Annotated in this window: 16 protein-coding genes; 7 read left to right on the top strand and 9 right to left on the bottom strand. The window is 47.0% G+C overall.

Annotated elements, in window-relative coordinates; genetic code table 11:
* Nucleotides 1-107 precede the first annotated feature (107 nt).
* Together lapB and ACTHUM_RS05430 are read right to left on the bottom strand one after the other, a co-directional pair.
* Nucleotides 108-1,277 carry a lipopolysaccharide assembly protein LapB gene (gene lapB / locus ACTHUM_RS05435; protein WP_003684462.1) on the bottom strand — a complete coding sequence of 390 codons (1,170 nt, stop codon included), beginning with the start codon at nucleotides 1,275-1,277 and terminating at the stop codon, nucleotides 108-110.
* Nucleotides 1,278-1,302: 25 nt separating this feature from the next.
* Nucleotides 1,303-1,626 (bottom strand): LapA family protein, encoded by a 324-nt coding sequence (locus tag ACTHUM_RS05430; protein ID WP_004521063.1) that lies wholly within the window; start codon nucleotides 1,624-1,626, stop codon nucleotides 1,303-1,305.
* Nucleotides 1,627-1,839: 213 nt separating this feature from the next.
* Between ACTHUM_RS05430 and ilvE the strand changes: the two genes are divergently transcribed.
* Complete coding sequence (gene ilvE / locus ACTHUM_RS05425) at nucleotides 1,840-2,838, top strand: branched-chain-amino-acid transaminase (protein ID WP_049344435.1); 999 nt, start codon at nucleotides 1,840-1,842, stop codon at nucleotides 2,836-2,838.
* 1,085 nt (nucleotides 2,839-3,923) lie between these two features.
* Nucleotides 3,924-6,164, top strand: a complete 2,241-nt coding sequence (locus ACTHUM_RS05420; RefSeq protein WP_070588515.1) for a right-handed parallel beta-helix repeat-containing protein — start codon at nucleotides 3,924-3,926, stop codon at nucleotides 6,162-6,164.
* Nucleotides 6,165-6,256: 92 nt separating this feature from the next.
* Here the strand turns inward: ACTHUM_RS05420 and metE are convergent, their stop codons facing one another.
* From metE to iscX, 3 genes are all read right to left on the bottom strand, one after another.
* Nucleotides 6,257-8,533: a 5-methyltetrahydropteroyltriglutamate--homocysteine S-methyltransferase gene (metE, locus tag ACTHUM_RS05415; RefSeq protein ID WP_004521067.1), complete on the bottom strand. Its 2,277-nt coding sequence runs from the start codon at nucleotides 8,531-8,533 to the stop codon at nucleotides 6,257-6,259.
* 89 nt (nucleotides 8,534-8,622) lie between these two features.
* Entirely contained in the window at nucleotides 8,623-9,504 is an 882-nt protein-coding gene (gene metF / locus ACTHUM_RS05410; RefSeq protein WP_049323818.1) for a methylenetetrahydrofolate reductase, read from the bottom strand.
* 171 nt (nucleotides 9,505-9,675) lie between these two features.
* The gene (gene iscX, locus ACTHUM_RS05405) at nucleotides 9,676-9,873 is read right to left on the bottom strand and encodes a Fe-S cluster assembly protein IscX (protein ID WP_039861945.1); all 198 of its coding nucleotides are present in this window, start codon (nucleotides 9,871-9,873) and stop codon (nucleotides 9,676-9,678) included.
* 299 nt (nucleotides 9,874-10,172) lie between these two features.
* On the opposite strand from iscX, the gene ACTHUM_RS05400 reads away from it, so the two are divergent.
* The gene (locus ACTHUM_RS05400) at nucleotides 10,173-10,793 is read left to right on the top strand and encodes a hypothetical protein (RefSeq protein ID WP_049337078.1); all 621 of its coding nucleotides are present in this window, start codon (nucleotides 10,173-10,175) and stop codon (nucleotides 10,791-10,793) included.
* 76 nt (nucleotides 10,794-10,869) lie between these two features.
* Here the strand turns inward: ACTHUM_RS05400 and fdx are convergent, their stop codons facing one another.
* The 4 genes from fdx to hscA form a co-directional block, all read right to left on the bottom strand.
* Nucleotides 10,870-11,211 (bottom strand): ISC system 2Fe-2S type ferredoxin, encoded by a 342-nt coding sequence (fdx, locus tag ACTHUM_RS05395; RefSeq protein WP_003686005.1) that lies wholly within the window; start codon nucleotides 11,209-11,211, stop codon nucleotides 10,870-10,872.
* A 92-nt stretch (nucleotides 11,212-11,303) separates the two neighbouring features.
* Entirely contained in the window at nucleotides 11,304-11,666 is a 363-nt protein-coding gene (locus ACTHUM_RS05390) for a TIGR02328 family protein (protein WP_049337076.1), read from the bottom strand.
* Nucleotides 11,663-12,292: a GIY-YIG nuclease family protein gene (locus ACTHUM_RS05385; protein ID WP_049337074.1), complete on the bottom strand. Its 630-nt coding sequence runs from the start codon at nucleotides 12,290-12,292 to the stop codon at nucleotides 11,663-11,665. Before ACTHUM_RS05385 ends, ACTHUM_RS05390 begins: the two co-directional genes overlap by 4 nt.
* Nucleotides 12,293-12,374: 82 nt before the next feature.
* On the bottom strand, nucleotides 12,375-14,234 hold the full coding sequence (gene hscA / locus ACTHUM_RS05380; RefSeq protein ID WP_049337073.1) for a Fe-S protein assembly chaperone HscA: 1,860 nt from the start codon (nucleotides 14,232-14,234) through the stop codon (nucleotides 12,375-12,377).
* 245 nt (nucleotides 14,235-14,479) lie between these two features.
* On the opposite strand from hscA, the gene rpsF reads away from it, so the two are divergent.
* From rpsF to rplI, 4 genes are read left to right on the top strand one after another with little or no spacing between them, the layout of a single operon-like run.
* Nucleotides 14,480-14,851, top strand: a complete 372-nt coding sequence (gene rpsF / locus ACTHUM_RS05375; protein ID WP_004519252.1) for a 30S ribosomal protein S6 — start codon at nucleotides 14,480-14,482, stop codon at nucleotides 14,849-14,851.
* Nucleotides 14,848-15,150, top strand: coding sequence for a primosomal replication protein N (gene priB / locus ACTHUM_RS05370; RefSeq protein ID WP_180947864.1), 303 nt, complete (start codon nucleotides 14,848-14,850; stop codon nucleotides 15,148-15,150). Before rpsF ends, priB begins: the two co-directional genes overlap by 4 nt.
* Before the next feature lie 6 nt (nucleotides 15,151-15,156).
* The gene (rpsR, locus tag ACTHUM_RS05365) at nucleotides 15,157-15,387 is read left to right on the top strand and encodes a 30S ribosomal protein S18 (RefSeq protein ID WP_003678863.1); all 231 of its coding nucleotides are present in this window, start codon (nucleotides 15,157-15,159) and stop codon (nucleotides 15,385-15,387) included.
* Between the two features lie 16 nt (nucleotides 15,388-15,403).
* Nucleotides 15,404-15,856 (top strand): 50S ribosomal protein L9, encoded by a 453-nt coding sequence (gene rplI, locus ACTHUM_RS05360; RefSeq protein WP_003678862.1) that lies wholly within the window; start codon nucleotides 15,404-15,406, stop codon nucleotides 15,854-15,856.
* Nucleotides 15,857-16,038: the final 182 nt, after the last annotated feature.

Here is a 16,038-nt window from a genome sequence, read left to right as displayed (position 1 = left end):
CTTTATTTTTTTCTTGTTGGAACGATTCTTGCTTCCTTTCTTTGCTTTGTAATAAAAAGGCCGTCTGAAAAGATTTCAGACGGCCTTTTTTGATGCTCAACGTTTGATCAAATCTCGATTTTATTCGGCGTAAAGGTTTGCCATTTGTTGCAGGCTGGGCAGTGCCAGAAGAAGACTTGGGATTTGAAGTGGCAGTTGCGGCAGCGGTACATAACGCTTTTTTGCAGCTGGCGGCCGATAATGGAACGAATCATATCGGTGTCGGCTTTCCACTCCGGATTCATACTGCTGAGTTTCAAGCCAAGCAGGCGGTACACGCCGTTGAGGTCGGGTTTTTGGCGGACGAGTTCGACAGCGATTTGCGCCGCTTCGGTTTCGCCTTTGAGCAGCAGAGCCTTTTCGTAGATGACGTTGATCAGGTCAAGATCGGGAAAGGTTTGCATATAGCCGATGAGGCGGTTGAGGCCTTCTTCCTGCTTGCCTTGCGCGGCATAGGCTTCATAGAGCTTCTCGCCGACCATGCTCAGATAGGCGTGGTTTTGCTGCTCGATGGCGGAATACGCTTCCACTGCGGCAGGGAAGTTGCCCTGACGGTATTCGATGTCGCCGAGGATGATGTTGGCGCGCGTACATTTCTTGTTGGCTTCGAGTGCTTTGCCGATGTTGTAGCGTGCGGCGTCGAAGTTGGACTTGAACAGTGCGGCTTGGGCGATTTCGCAATAGAACTGGGCGATTTCAAACTGGTAGGTTTGTTCGTCATGGCTCAAGAGTTGCGCCATTTCGATGGCTTTTTCCCAGTCGCGGTCTTGTTGGTAAATACTCAAAAGGTGTTGGCGGGCTTCGCGTGCCATATCGCCTTCCTGCAAGCCGAGGAAGATTTGTTCGGCACGGTCCACCAAGCCTGCGCTTTGGTAGTTTTGCGCCAATTCAAAAAGCACGCGCGCGCGTTTTTCGTTGACTGTGTCGGGCGAATCGAGCAGGGCGCGGTGCATATTGATGGCTTTGTCGTTTTCGCCGCGTTGACGGTAGAGCTTGCCTAGGGTCAGGTTTAAGTCGTATGACTGCGGCTGTTGGTCAATCACTTCCGCCAATTCGCGCGCGGCGCGGCCACTGTTGCGGTCAACGAGGGCGTCAAGGCTTTTGTAAAACCCTGCCGGTATGCTTTTAGCCTGTTTCAGGACGGTCTTCATATCGACGCGCGCGGCAAACCAGCCCATAGCGAAGAAAACGGGGAGGAGGACGATGGGCAGTAAGATGACCCACAATTCGTTGTCCATGGTATTCCTTTATTGATTGGTGGCATTACGCTTTGGGAGTGGCTTCGGAAGTCGTTGCCGGTGTTTCGGTTTTGACCGGGGTCAGGTCTTTTTCGGAAAGGTGGGCGTATTTTTTCACTTCGGCACGCAGGCGGTTGTTTTCGCTGCGCAGGGACAGCAGACGGCCGAAGAGGGCAAACATACCGAACACGATACCGATAATAAATGCACCGAAAAGCACGACAATTAGCGGCAGATTGATGTTTTGGCCGGGCAGGTAGAAGAAGGATACGGTGTGGGTATTGGTAATGGCCAGCAGGAGGAAAACAAGAAGAATCAGGATTTTGATGATGGTATAGATGAGTTTCATGGGTTACTCCGGGTTGGCTGCGGTTGGGGCAGGCCGTCTGAAAAATGGTATCAGTTTAAACGATTTGCCGGATTTCGGATAGAACGGCATGTTTCAGACGGCAGGGGAGATGGTGTCTTTATGCTGACGGGTACTTGTCAAACCCATATTGAAAGGCGTATTGTTCAGTCTTTAGTTATTATCTTACAAATCAGAATAAGAAAGGCAATCATCATGAGCAGACCAGTCCCAGCCGTATTCGGCAGCGTTTTCCACGCTGAAATGCCCGTTATCGCTTATCGTGAAGGTAAATGGCAACCGGTAGAATGGCAATCTTCCAAAGACCTGACACTCGCCCCCGGCGCACATGCTTTGCATTATGGCAGCGAATGTTTTGAAGGTTTGAAGGCATTCCGTCAGGCAAACGGCAAAATCGTGATGTTCCGCCCGACTGCTAACATCGCGCGTATGCAGCAAAGCGCAGATATTCTGCACCTACCGTGTCCTGAGACAGAGGCTTATTTGAATGCTTTGATCGAATTGGTCAAACGTTCCGCCGAGGAAATCCCTGATGCGCCTGCCGCTTTGTACCTGCGTCCGACTTTGATCGGTACCGACCCTGTGATCGGCAAAGCCGGTTCTCCTTCCGAAACAGCCTTGCTGTACATTCTGGCTTCTCCTGTCGGTGACTATTTCAAAGCCGGTTCGCCCGTTAAAATCTTGGTGGAAACCGAACATATCCGTTGCGCCCCACATATGGGTCGTGTGAAATGCGGCGGCAACTACGCTTCCGCCATGCCTTGGGTATTGAAAGCCAAAGCAGAGCATGGTGCAAACCAAGTATTGTTCTGCCCGAATGGCGACGTTCAGGAAACCGGCGCGTCCAACTTTATCCTGATTAACGGCGATGAAATCATTACCAAACCGTTGACAGATGAATTCCTGCACGGCGTTACCCGTGATTCCGTGCTGACTGTTGCCAAAGATTTGGGTTACACTGTTACCGAGCGCAACTTTACTGTCGACGAGCTGAAAACTGCGATTGAGAATGGTGCGGAAGCGATTCTGACTGGTACGGCTGCGGTTATTTCTCCAGTAACTTCTTTCGTGATTGATGGCAAAGAAATTGAAGTGAAGAGCCAAGAGCGCGGTTACGCAATCCGTAAGGCGATTACCGACATTCAATACGGTTTGACAGAAGACAAACACGGCTGGTTGGTCGAAGTTTGTTAAGTAGAACGTTAATATAAAAGGCCGTCTGAAATATTTTTTCAGACGGCTTTTTTTATTGGCATTTAGAAGGAAAAAGCGATAATAAAATGCTAAATTTTTTAAACAAACGGTAGTATTTTTAGATAATCGGTATATAATGCGCAGTCATGTTGTAAAAATACATATTGGAAATATCGAATTTTATTGATTTTTAGAAGAAGTTAAAAACAGTTATAGATATTTATTCTGTATATTTTGTAAATTTAGTTAAATAGGGAATGCTAAAAACATATCGTGTTAGAATTTCCCTCCTTTTTGGCTTCGCGGGATTCACTCTGTCAAGTCAAAAAGGAAACCAGTGCAAGATAAAACCATTTTTATTTTGCTATAAAAATCAAAAATAACTTAACTCTGGATGAACTAATCAATTAAAAAGGGACTCTGATACATTTCCGTCAAAAATAACCGGATACATGGTACGCGGACAGATCGCCTATATAAAGTCATCCAAGGGTTCTGTCTGACACCATGACCGTTTCCAATCAGAAAACCGGCAGAAGGGGAAACGCTGCCGAGTTTCTCAAAGCGGCCAACTTCAGTTTGGCCTTTATACAGGCAATTGTTGTTACGACAGAATCCGTCTTACCTCTTTAATCAATCGGCTTTTTTGTTGCACGCTTGTGCGGTGGGAAAGGCGATATTCGATACAAGGAAATACGCTGATTATGTCACATAAACTTGCTCCTCTTGGCCGTACCCACATTCGTCACGGCTCATCCACACCTGAAGCAAATTCCAAATCATCTTCTCCTCTAAAAGAATGGATACACACCCACAATTGGGGGGATATGCCGTCGGTTTCTCCTGAGCTTAAGCAATTAAGCGGTAAAAATACGGTAACGAGAGAAGTAGTGCATGTGGCGGAGGCAGCAAGATTTGACAGTTCATCATCATCTTCAGACGGCCTTGTGACAAAAATGCATGTTGCACGGGCCAGTGTTGCTTCTGTAAGCAGCGTTTCCAGTAAACATATCATTGCGCCTAAAGTAACAAATAAACCTGCCGCTACCGATAAAGCAACGGCAGCTAAACCAGTCAATAAATCGATGGAAAAAATTCTGGCTGAAAAGCAAAAAATTTACGAAGAGGCTAAAGCAAAAAAAATAGCCGAGGCTGCCGCTGCCAAAGCAAAGGCGGTCGAACGCGCAAAAGAAGCGCATAAAGCGGCAGTCGAAAAAGCGATTGCAGAGCGTAAAGCCAAACAAGAAGCCGCCCGCAAAGAGAAAGAGGAGGAAGACAGAATTGCCGAAGAAAAAGAAACCGTTGAGATTGTTCATAAAAAGAATCTGAAGGATTCAGACGGCCATGACAAAATAGCGGGCGTTTCTTCCGGTAAAAAAGCAATCAATAGCCACGACGGCCACCTCAGTTCGGGTAAAGCAAACAAAATTGACGACCATGCTGAAAGCAGGGTAGGCCTATCCGGAAAATACCGCGTGTATGAATCTAAAGAGTACGGTAATTACGTTCGTGTGAATGATTTTGGTGCCGATGCGCAGGGTAAAAAAGACAGTCTTCAGGCATTTAAAGCAGCTTTAGAAGCGGCTCATAAAGAAAAAGCCATGGTCTTCTTGGATGGTACTTACTATATTTCCAACCAGATTGTGATGGATAAAACCGTTTCCGGCGCACGCGGTTTGTTTGGTTCGGGTATGGGCAAAACCAAAGTAACGTTTGATAAAGCGCAGACGGGCGTGTTCAATCCGGACACCAACCATGACGATATCCGCGAATTTGCCGGTATTTTGGTTGATGGGCAAAACAATAAAACCATTGCCGACTTGTCGGTTCAATATACCAACCCTGATTTTTACCGCAAAGGCTTAAGCTATTTTGGCAAGGTAAACGGCATTTTAGTGAACGATGCGGACAATACTTTAATCAGCAAAGTAGAGGTTTCCGGTGCCAATCGTGCTGGTGTGATGTTTACGTCAACCGCTTCTTTGGAAACGGAAAAAGGTCAAAAACTGACCTTTAAAGCGCGCGTACAAAGCGGCGAAATTGATGAAAAATACGAAGCGCTGCCTTTGGGTGAAAACAACCGTATTGTTGATTCGTATCTGCACCACAACCGCGTTGCCGGTGCGCTGATCGGTTTCCAACAAAACTTTATCGGCGAGGGCAACCGTTTGGATTGGAACGGCCACGAAGCGGACGGCGGTACCGGCTATGGTATGGCTGTGGCTGCGGGTAGTTACAATTACGGCATCACATACCGTAAAAACACGACTGACCACAACTACCGCAAAGGCTTGGATGTGCATGATGGTACAGGCATTGTCATTGAAGACAATGTGTTAACGGGTGACCGGCTGTATGGTATTGTTGCCTACAACCGCCAGTTTTCTATGGATAAAGTCAAAATTACGGGCAATACCATTATCCAAGACCCGAGCTTCCGTTTGAATGTTGATGATGACTTGGGTAAGTACTACCACATGTATTCAGGGATTCAGGTACAAACCAATACCCAATACAAAGATTTGCACTCGGCTGATAAAGGTTATTTCGATATTAGCGATAATGTCATTAAAAATCTGACGGTTTATCAAAACAATATTCAGACCTACGCGATTGAGTTCCGTAACCATGAAAGCAAAATGGATTACACGCTCAATATGGCAAACAACAAGATCAGCGGCGAATCTACCAAATATCTGATTGCCGTCATCAACGATACCTACGACCGCGTTTTATCTAAAAACGGCATTGGTAGCGGTACCATTACCATCAGCGGCAATGATGCCGATATTGGTAAGATTATGAAAGGCGCAGTACCGGTTTATGTGGAAGAACACCATGGCAATGTCGCTATGCATGGTGCGGTGACAATTCACAACAACAAAATTTCCGTGCGCGAAGAATCTGAAGGCTATGTTGAATTTGCCTATTTAAAGAGCAATGCCAAAGAGTACAACATCACCAATAACACATTGAAACTTGGTGGTGCCCTGAATGATGCTTTGGTAGACGTACACAGTACCAACCCTAAAGGCAAAGCATCTTTAAATGTAGCCAACAACAAAATCATGACGGACATTAAAGGCAAACTGTATGATTCATGGCTGCGCTTTGAAAACGACATCAAGACGTATTCTGAAGGCAATAGCCATAACGGCGCAGCACTGAAAAAGGTGAATACGACCGGCAGTAAAGTGGCATTGAGCGATATCTTGTCAGAAGCTAACCATATTGTTGAAACGACTAAAGAGACTGTGTATCACCATACTCAGAACGTGTATACATCAGGAGTGGAAGAACATCATACAACGACAGGGATTTTGTAAGTTGTTGAAGTCGTAATCTTTATGTTTTAAATATTGATAAATAAAAAAAGGCCGTCTGAAAATTTTCAGACGGCCTTTTCATCTAACTCACATTATTTAGCCAGTTCGGCACGCAGTTTGTGGGTTACGTTCATCATCACTTGGAGTTGTTCCAGAGTTTCTTTCCAGCCACGGGTTTTCAGGCCGCAGTCCGGGTTAACCCACAGACGTTCAACCGGTACAACCTCGATGGCTTTGCGCAACAGATGCTCAACTTCAGCTTCAGTCGGTACGCGTGGGCTGTGGATGTCGTAAACACCTGGGCCAATGTCGTTCGGGTATTTGAATTCGCCGAACGCGGTCAAGAGCTCCATATCGGAACGTGAAGTTTCAATGGTGATGACGTCAGCGTCCATAGCAGCGATGGCAGGCAGGATGTCGTTGAACTCAGAATAGCACATATGAGTGTGGATTTGGGTGCTGTCTTCGCAACCGGTAGAGGACAGGCGGAAAGATTCGCCGGCCCAGTTCAGGTAGGCATCCCAATCGGCACGTTTCAAAGGCAGACCTTCGCGGATGGCAGGTTCGTCAATTTGGATGACTTTGATGCCGGCTTTTTCCAGATCCAATACTTCGTCGTTCAGAGCCAGTGCGATTTGTTTGCACACGGTAGAGCGAGGAATATCATTGCGGACAAAAGACCATTGCAGAATGGTTACAGGGCCGGTCAACATACCTTTCATCGGGCGTTTGGTCAGGCTTTGAGCGTAAGTAGACCAAGCCACAGTCATGGCTTCAGGACGACTTACGTCACCAAAGATGATAGGTGGTTTAACGCAACGTGAGCCGTAGCTTTGTACCCAGCCGTATTGGGTGAATGCAAAACCGCTCAACAATTCGCCGAAGTATTCAACCATGTCGTTACGCTCGGCTTCGCCGTGTACCAGTACGTCCAAGTCCAGTTTTTCTTGCTCTTCAACCACCAAGGCGATTTCTTTTTTCATCGCGGCTTCGTAATCTGCGGCAGACAGTTCGCCTTTTTTGAAGGCTGCACGTGCTTGGCGGATTTCGGTAGTTTGTGGGAAAGAACCGATGTTGGTAGTCGGCAGTAAAGGCAGGTTCAACCATGCTTGTTGCGCTTTGATACGGTCGGCAAATGGAGATTTGCGTTGGTCTGCGTTGGCAGGCAAATCGGCCAGGCGTTTGGCAACGTCTGCACGGTGGATTTCGCTGCTGTTGGCACGGGAGTCGGCGGCAGCTTGGCTAGCGGCCAGTTCTTCGGCAACAGAATCACGACCTTCGTTCAATGCGGCTTTCAGAACGCGCAATTCTTGGGTTTTTTGCAGGGTGAATGCCAACCAAGAGTACAGGTCAGGTTTGTTGGCTTTCAGTTTTTCTTCAACTGACAAGTCAAATGGAGTGTGCAGCAGAGAGCAAGAGCTGGAGATCCACAAACGGTCGCCCAGTTTGGCTTGCAGAGGCTCGACAGTTTCCAAAACTTTGTTCAGGTTGGCGCGCCAAATGTTGCGGCCGTCGATAACGCCGGCAGACAGAACTTTGTCGTAGTCGGCAAATGCGTCCAGCTGTTCAGGAGCGCGTACCAAGTCGATGTGCAGGCCGTCAACAGGCAGGGATTTCAGCAAAGTAGCGTGTTCGGCAACAGAACCGAAGTAAGTGCTCAACAGGATTTTGGCGCTTACTTTGCTCAAAGTAGCGTAAACGTCTTTGTATGCTTCTACCCATTCTTTAGGCAGGTCAACAGTCAAAGCAGGCTCGTCGATTTGAATCCACTCGGCACCGGCTTCAACCAAAGCAGTCAGGATTTCAACGTAAACAGGCAACAGTTTAGGCAACAGGCTCAGACGGTCGAATTCAACAGCGCCTTTTTCTTTACCAACCCACAGGAAAGTCAACGGACCAACAACGGTCGGTTTGGCTTTCAGACCCAAAGCTTGGGCTTCTTGCAGTTGTTGAACGTAGTGTTTGGCGTTGGCTTTGAATTCGGTATCGGCGTGGAATTCAGGCACCAAGTAGTGGTAGTTGGTGTCGAACCATTTGGTCATTTCGATAGCGAATTGGTCTTTGTTACCGCGGGCCAGTTGGAAGAATTGTTCCAAAGACAGGTTTTGGTTGTCGAAGCCGAAACGGGCAGGGATGGCACCGGTAGCAACTTGCAGGTCGAGGATGTGGTCGTAGAAAGTGAAATCGCCTACAGCAACGTAATCAGCGTTGGCAGCAGCTTGGTGTTTCCAGTTTTTCTCGCGCAAGTCTTTAGCAACAGCCAGCAATTCTTGCTCGCTGATTTCTTTGCGCCAGTATTTTTCTTGTGCGAATTTCAATTCGCGGAAGGCACCGACGCGCGGGAAGCCTGAAAAATGCAATGTTGTCATGTTAACTCTCCTAGTTGGAATTTTGAATCAGGCCAGTATGGCCTGAATGTTCGATATTGTAAATCAGAATGGGGAGGCCGTCTGTTTTATTAACGGGGGCGTACACCCAAAATATGGCAGATGGCGTAAGTCAGTTCGCTGCGGTTGAGGGTGTAGAAGTGGAAGTCTTTGACACCTTCGCGCGAGAGGACTTTGACCATGTCGATGGCGATGCTGGCGGCAACAAGGTTGCGCGTGCCTTGGTCGTCATCCAAACCTTCGTACATTTTAGACAGCCAGCTTGGGATTTTGACATTGGTCACTTGGGCCATTTTGGTCAATTGTTTGAAATTGGTTACGGGCAGGATGCCGGGAACAATTTCAACGTCAATGCCCATCATCACGCAACGGTCGCGGAAGCGCAGATAGCTTTCCACGTCAAAGAAAAATTGGGTAATAACGTGGTTTGCACCCGCATCAATTTTGCGTTTCAGATTGATTAAGTCGGCTTGTGCGGATTTGGCTTCCGGGTGCACTTCTGGATAGGCTGCTACGGAAATATCAAAGTCGGCAACGGAGCGCAACAGTTTGACCAAATCTTCGGCATAGAAAGGTTTTTTCTCGTAGCCGGGCGGCTCGTCGCCACGCAGGGCGACAATGCGGCGGATACCGCTATCCCAATAATCTTTGGCGATTTGGCGCAACTCGTCAGGGCTGGCGTCGATACCTGTCAGGTGGGGGGCAGCGTCAAGGCCGGTTTCTTGTTTGATGCGTTTGACGATGCTGTGTGTGCGGTCGCGTTCGCCGGAGTTTGCACCGTAGGTTACGGAAACGAATTTCGGATGCAGGGTTTGCAGGCGATGGATGGAATCCCACAGCATGGTTTCCATTTGTTCGTTTTTCGGCGGGAAAAATTCGAATGAAACATTGATGTCGCCTTTTAAATCAGAAAGGCTGTTGTTTAAAGCGGCGATTTCTCGAGCGTGATTCATGGCTATGCACCTTCTGCATATCTTTTATTTGTTGTCAGGTTGCATAATAAATTTGAGGTTGGTATGAGTCAATTTCGAAATTTTCCGAAATTGTATGAATAAATTTAATAAAGACCTCAGGCCGTCTGAAAAACTGTCTGAGGTCTTGTTTGATAGGGAAGTGGGGAAAGATTATTCTGCTTCATCTATCCACGCTTGTTGCACGGCTTCGAGAATACGCTCGCCGCAACGCGTCGGGTCATCGTCAAATTCAGGCAAAGCCATAATTAAATCACGCAGTTGGGTAAAGCGTACGGTTTTCGGATCGATGCTGTCGCCGTGTAAGTCGTAGAGTTCTTCGGCGATGCGTTGGGTATCTGTCCATTTCATGATGTGTTCCTTTATTGGGTTTGGGCTATTAGTAATTATTTTAATCAAGAAGAAGTTGGACTGCCAGATTGTTTTACGGAAGATTGGCAGATAAATGATGGCGCTATTTTTTAACAAAATAGCATAGTTGCGTTAAAATACGGCAAGACACTTAAAATTCACGGCAATCTGCCGTTTTATACTTTCTATTCCGCTTTGTATGATTTGGTTTTCATACAAAATTTACACTTTGTTATGCAACCAAATTTTTTGGAACGGCTCTTAAGACAATCCATCGCTTAAAAATAAAAGGAAAAAAGATGAATAACGCACTCAACGCCAAGCTGTCCAAGCTGATTTACGCGCTCGCTTCCGATGATCCGGAGTATCTGTCCCAAGCAGGTGCATTCGACCGTTTGCTGTTGTTGGTTCGTGAACTTTATCGGATGCTGGACGAAACAGAAGGTTTGAAGCAGCTGGTGTTCCGTCTGTATTACGGCAAGCATTATGGTTTGATTAAACTGGATGCCGCTTCACCCAATGACGATGCAGGCGCATTGAGGTTGAAACGTTGGATGGTTTATTCGCGTATCGCAGAGCGTATCGAAAATTGCGGCAAGCATTTGTCGGTCGTGCTTGAAAATGCTGTATTGGAAAATGGCGCAAACAAATCTCATTATATAGATGAAGCCAATGCCATTATCGAGCGTTTCGGTTTAGTAAGGGATGAGGCTGCACTTTCGGCCATTGAGGCGGAGGAAGCGTTGAAGGTAGAGGCTGAACTGCCGACCGTAAACAAATCTCAAAACGCGGCTCCCCGTTATAACGGCAATGTGCATCAAATCAGAATGCAAGAAAAAATTGAAAATTACTCCGCTACGCAGAAAGTGGCCTCCATGCAGATTTCGCGTATGCGTTTTATTTTCCCTCATATCAAATAGTTTGCTGCATAACCAAAAGGCCGTCTGAAAACCATGAATTTGTGGTTTTAGACGGCCTTCTTCATACAATCTTGTTTTAGTGGTCTTCACGTGCATGGTTGATCGTATATTTGGGGATTTCTACGACCAAATCTTCATCGGCAACGACTGCCTGACAGCTCAAGCGTGAATCGGCTTCCAAGCCCCATGCTTGGTCGAGCAAGTCTTCTTCCAATTCGGTCGGTTCTTCCAGGCTGTCAAAACCTTTGCGGATAATCACGTGGCAGGTGGTGCAGGCGCAGGATTTTTCGCAGGCGTGATCGACTTCGATATCGTGGTCGAGCAGTACGTCAAGGACGGTTTGGCCTTCCGGTGCATCTTCGATAACTGCGCCTTCAGGGCATAATGTCGCGTGTGGGAGTACGGTAATTTTTGGCATTTTTATTGTCTCGGTTGTTTAAGAGTGGTTGTGGTTAAAGTGGTTTCAGACGGCCTTGGGTATTCAATATTCAGGCCGTCTGAAAAATGGGTTTATAACATGATGCCTTTACTTTTTAAATTTTCCAGACATTCGTCCAAGTAAGCATCATCATGTTCAGCATAAATCGGCGAAGTAGCTGTTTCAGCCGCGTGCGAATGGTATGGGGCAACGGCTTTGCCGCGATACAGCGGGTCTTTCCATAAGGTATCGGGTTTGTAACCGCGCTTTTCCATCTCTTCCATAATCAACGCGTGATACAGATAGAGTTTGTAGGGCGAATGGGTAAAAACGTAATTAACCGTCGCATGCGGTCTGCCCCAGCCCGCTCCGCGTAAAGCAGCGCATTCGCGGTGTTGCCCCAAAAGCTGGGCGCGGGGTAGTAGGGGGATAAGGGTTTGGTGCCAGAGTCTCATTGTGATTCAAATAATTTTGAATATTCTGCGTAAGCTTTCTCTAAATTTTCTTTTGAGTAGGTAGTATAAATATGAAGACCTTCTTCAATTTCAGTAGTTAGCTTTGTTCCACTTTTCCCAAAGTATTCGTCTTTATAGAGACGGACTTTGGAATTTTTAGGTTTATGTGTATTTTTCGAAGAGATGAGATTTCTTAATATAGAAGGATTTTGTTGGTGCTTTTCTTTGATAAAGGAGATAAATGCACTTCTGTCTATTTCAAAAATTTTTTCTTGATGATGTTCTTCGACAGTTTTTTCAAAACCCAACTCTGCTATTTCATTTTTAGGAAATACAATTTCACCTCTTAATGAGAGAAAAAGCCTTTTCACAAGATTTTCATCAATTGCAAAAAGCTCAGTTTCTCCTATTCGGCTTTTGCCGAAAATTTCATGAAGTAAGGTTTCTTTTTCTTTATAGTTGTCGGTTTTAATCGCTAGAATACGTTCTAACCCGGCAACGTTTGCGTAGCCGTTGTTTTCCAAATGGCGCATTCTAGTTTCAAAATTATTTTCGTCAGTAATACCAATTTTATATACGCCTTTGATGACGGTTTTCATCAGGTAGACAATGCCCGCTTTTTCCATTGTTGTCCTTTATTTTTATTTCTGTATGAAGATATCTTTTCAGACGGCCTTTTTATCAAAGTCCGTCTGAAACCATTTGCCGTCAAATATTATCAACGCTTTGACCTGTCAACGCACGTTGGATGTTGCGGTTCATGCGTTTGGCGGCGAAGTTGTCTGTGCTGTGGCTGAGCTTGGCGACGGCGGAGCGGATGTCTTCGGCTTTGCCGTCTTTCAGACGGCCTTGCAAAACGGCGATGTCTTGTTGAATTTGTTGCAACTCTTCGGCATCCAGCAAATCGCTATCCAACTCAAGGGCAGCATTAACGGCGTCGGTCAGGCTTTCGGCTTCGACTACGGCTTCGGCGCGTGCGCGTGCGGCCATGTCTTCGGCGGCGTTGCTCATGCTGTCTTTGAGCATTTGAGTGATGGTGCTGTCGTCCAAGCCGTAGGAAGGTTTGACTTCGATTTGCGCCTGTACGCCGGTGCTTTGCTCTTGTGCGGAAACGGACAGCAAACCGTCGGCATCAACTTGGAAGGTCACGCGGATACGCGCTGCGCCTGCAGCCATGGGCGGAATGCCGCGCAGGGTAAATTTGGCAAGGCTGCGACAGTCGGAAACGAGTTCGCGCTCGCCTTGTACGACGTGTATCGTCATGGCGGTTTGACCGTCTTTGAAAGTGGTGAAGTCCTGTGCGCGTGCGGTAGGAATGGTGGAGTTGCGCGGGATAATTTTTTCGGCAAGACCGCCGTAGGTTTCCAATCCGAGTGACAAAGGTGTAACGTCAAGTAGCAGCCATTCGCCGTCGGTTTTGTTACCCGCAAGGACGTTTGCCTGTATGGCGGCGCCGAGTGCGACCACTTCGTCAGGATTGAGGTTGTTCAGTGGAGTTTGGCCAAAGAAGGTGGCAACTGCTTGTTGAACGTGCAACATGCGGGTAGAGCCGCCAACCATAATTACGCCCTTGACATCCGCCTTGGTTACGCCGGCATCTTTCAAAGCCTGTTTGACGGGCTCGATGGTTTTTTGTACCAGATTTTGGGTCAGATTGTGAAACTCTTGGCGGGTAATGACGGTATGAACTTTATGGCCGTCTGAAAGTATGGTCTCGATGACGGCTTCGGTTTGAGTGGTCAGTTTTTCTTTGGCGGTACGGGCAAGGGAAAGTAGAAGCTGGCTGTCTTGTTCGTTGAGTTTGGAAAGGTCGTTTTGTTCGAGTAGGTAGCAGAACAAACGATGGTCGAAGTCATCGCCGCCCAATGCGCTGTTGCCGCCGGTGGCTTTAACTTCAAACAGGCCTTTAGTCAGTTGCAATACGGATACGTCGAATGTGCCGCCGCCCAAGTCGTAAACGACAAACGTGCCTTCTGAGGCGTTGTCCAGTCCGTAGGCGATTGCGGCGGCAGTCGGCTCGTTGAGGAGGCGCAAGACGTTCAAGCCCGCCAAGCGTGCGGCATCTTTGGTGGCTTGACGTTGGGCGTCGTCAAAATAAGCGGGTACGGTAATGACGGCACCGACCAAATCACCGCCTAATGTTTCTTCGGCACGCGATTTAAGGGCTTTGAGGATTTCAGCCGATACTTCGATAGGCGTTTTTGCACCTTGACGGGTGTTTAATTCAACCACGCGCTCATTGGGTGTAAATCGATAGGGCAGGTATTGCGCCTCTTGTGCGAGGTCGGTAAGGGTACGGCCGATCAGGCGTTTGGCGGAGCTGACTGTATTTAACGGATCGGTTTTTTGGGCAGAAAGGGCGTTTTTGCCGACTTCAACTTCGCCATCCAAATAACGGACAACCGAAGGCAGGGTGGCGCGGCCGTCTGAATCGGGCAGGCAGACTGCGCTGCCGCTGCGGACTGTGGCAACCAAGCTGTTGGTTGTGCCTAAATCAATGCCTACGGCGAGGCGGTGTTGATGGGGGGCGGCGGACATGCCGGGTTCTGAAATCTGCAAAAGAGCCATGATTGTGTGCCTTCTGATGCTGTATTTATTAGGATGGGGCAGATTTTAGCAGATTTTTGGCAGATAGTTGAGTGGATTGCTAGGAAATAACCATAAGGCTTAATGTTGTTTTTTAATTGAAAAGAAAGTGGATTTTGAATTCAGACTTGTATTTTTTAAGAAATACGGATAAAATTCAGCCTCTTTGCCTTGCCTTTTACTTCGCATGGTGAAAGGCTGTTTTTAATCATCCATAAGGAGATAACATGCGTCATTACGAGATCGTGTTTATCGTTCATCCTGATCAAAGCGAGCAAGTGCCTGCTATGGTTGAGCGTTACAAAACCATGATTACTGAAGCCAACGGTAAAATCCACCGTTTGGAAGACTGGGGCCGTCGTCAATTGGCTTACCCAATCAACAAAATCCATAAAGCACACTATGTTTTGATGAATATCGAAACTACTCCCGAAGTGGTTGAAGAGCTGGAAACTGCTTTCCGCTTCAATGATGCCGTACTGCGTCACCTGACCATCAAAACAAAACACGCTGTAACTGAAGCTTCCCCAATGCTGGGCGGCGAAAAAGCAAAAAACTTGCTGAACGGTGCAGCTGAAGAAGTTGCAGCAGCTGAATAAGATTGAACAATCTGATTAAGCTTACCGCCCGTATCTTGCAGGTTCAGCCTTTGAGATATACGCCGGCAGGAATCCCTGTTTTAGATATTGTGTTGCAACATGAATCTTGGCAGGAAGAAAACGGACAAAAATGTCTGGTCAAATTTGAAATTCCCGCGCGGATTTTAGGTAAGCAGGCTGAGGAATGGCAGTATCGGCAAGATGCAGTCATCGAGTCGGAAGGTTTTTTGGCGCAACGCAGCCAACGCTTCCCCAAGCCGGTACTACGCATACAGAACATTAAAGAATATAAAGGTTAAACGACAATGGCTCGTCAATCATTCAAACGTAGAAAATTCTGCCGCTTTACGGCTGAAAAAATCCAAGAAGTTGATTACAAACAAGTTGATTTGTTGAAAGACTTCATCTCTGAAAACGGCAAAATCATCCCTGCCCGCATTACTGGTACTAAAGCACACTACCAACGTCAGTTGGCTACTGCTGTGAAACGTGCCCGTTTCCTGGCTCTGTTGCCTTACACCGATCAACACAAATAATTTTGGAGTTTAAATCATGCAAATTATTCTGTTAGAAAAAATCGGCGGTCTGGGTAACTTGGGTGACATCGTTACCGTTAAAAACGGTTACGCACGCAACTTCCTGATCCCTGCCGGTAAAGCAAAACGTGCAACCGAAGCCAACATGAAAGAATTCGAAGCACGCCGCGCTGAATTGGAAGCCAAACAAGCTGAAATCTTGGCTGATGCTAAAGCCCGTCAAGAAAAACTGGAAGGCCAAACCATTACTGTTGCTCAAAAAGCCGGTGTTGATGGTCGTCTGTTCGGTTCTGTTACCAATGCTGACATCGCTGAAGCGATTGTTGCTGCCGGTATCCAAGCTGCTAAAGCAAACGTACGTCTGCCTAACGGTCCGTTGAAAGCTGTTGGCGAATACGAAGTTGAAGTAGCTCTGCACACTGACGCTGTTGCTAAAATTACCGTTGCTGTTGTTGCAGCCGCTGAGTAATTGATTCATTCAAGGCCGTCTGAAAATCAAGGGTTTCCTTGAATTTCAGACGGCCTTGTTTATCTGCTTGAGCCGAAGTAAGTAAATATTGATTTGTCTATATTTTTAAGTCTGTCTAGAAATATAGCGGAAGAGATGATGTATTGGCCGAATATTCATTCGTGTTCGGGTTTGTCGTATTA

Source organism: Neisseria sp. P0021.S006 (genome assembly GCF_051956895.1).
This window is presented reverse-complemented; position numbering and strand designations above follow the sequence as displayed.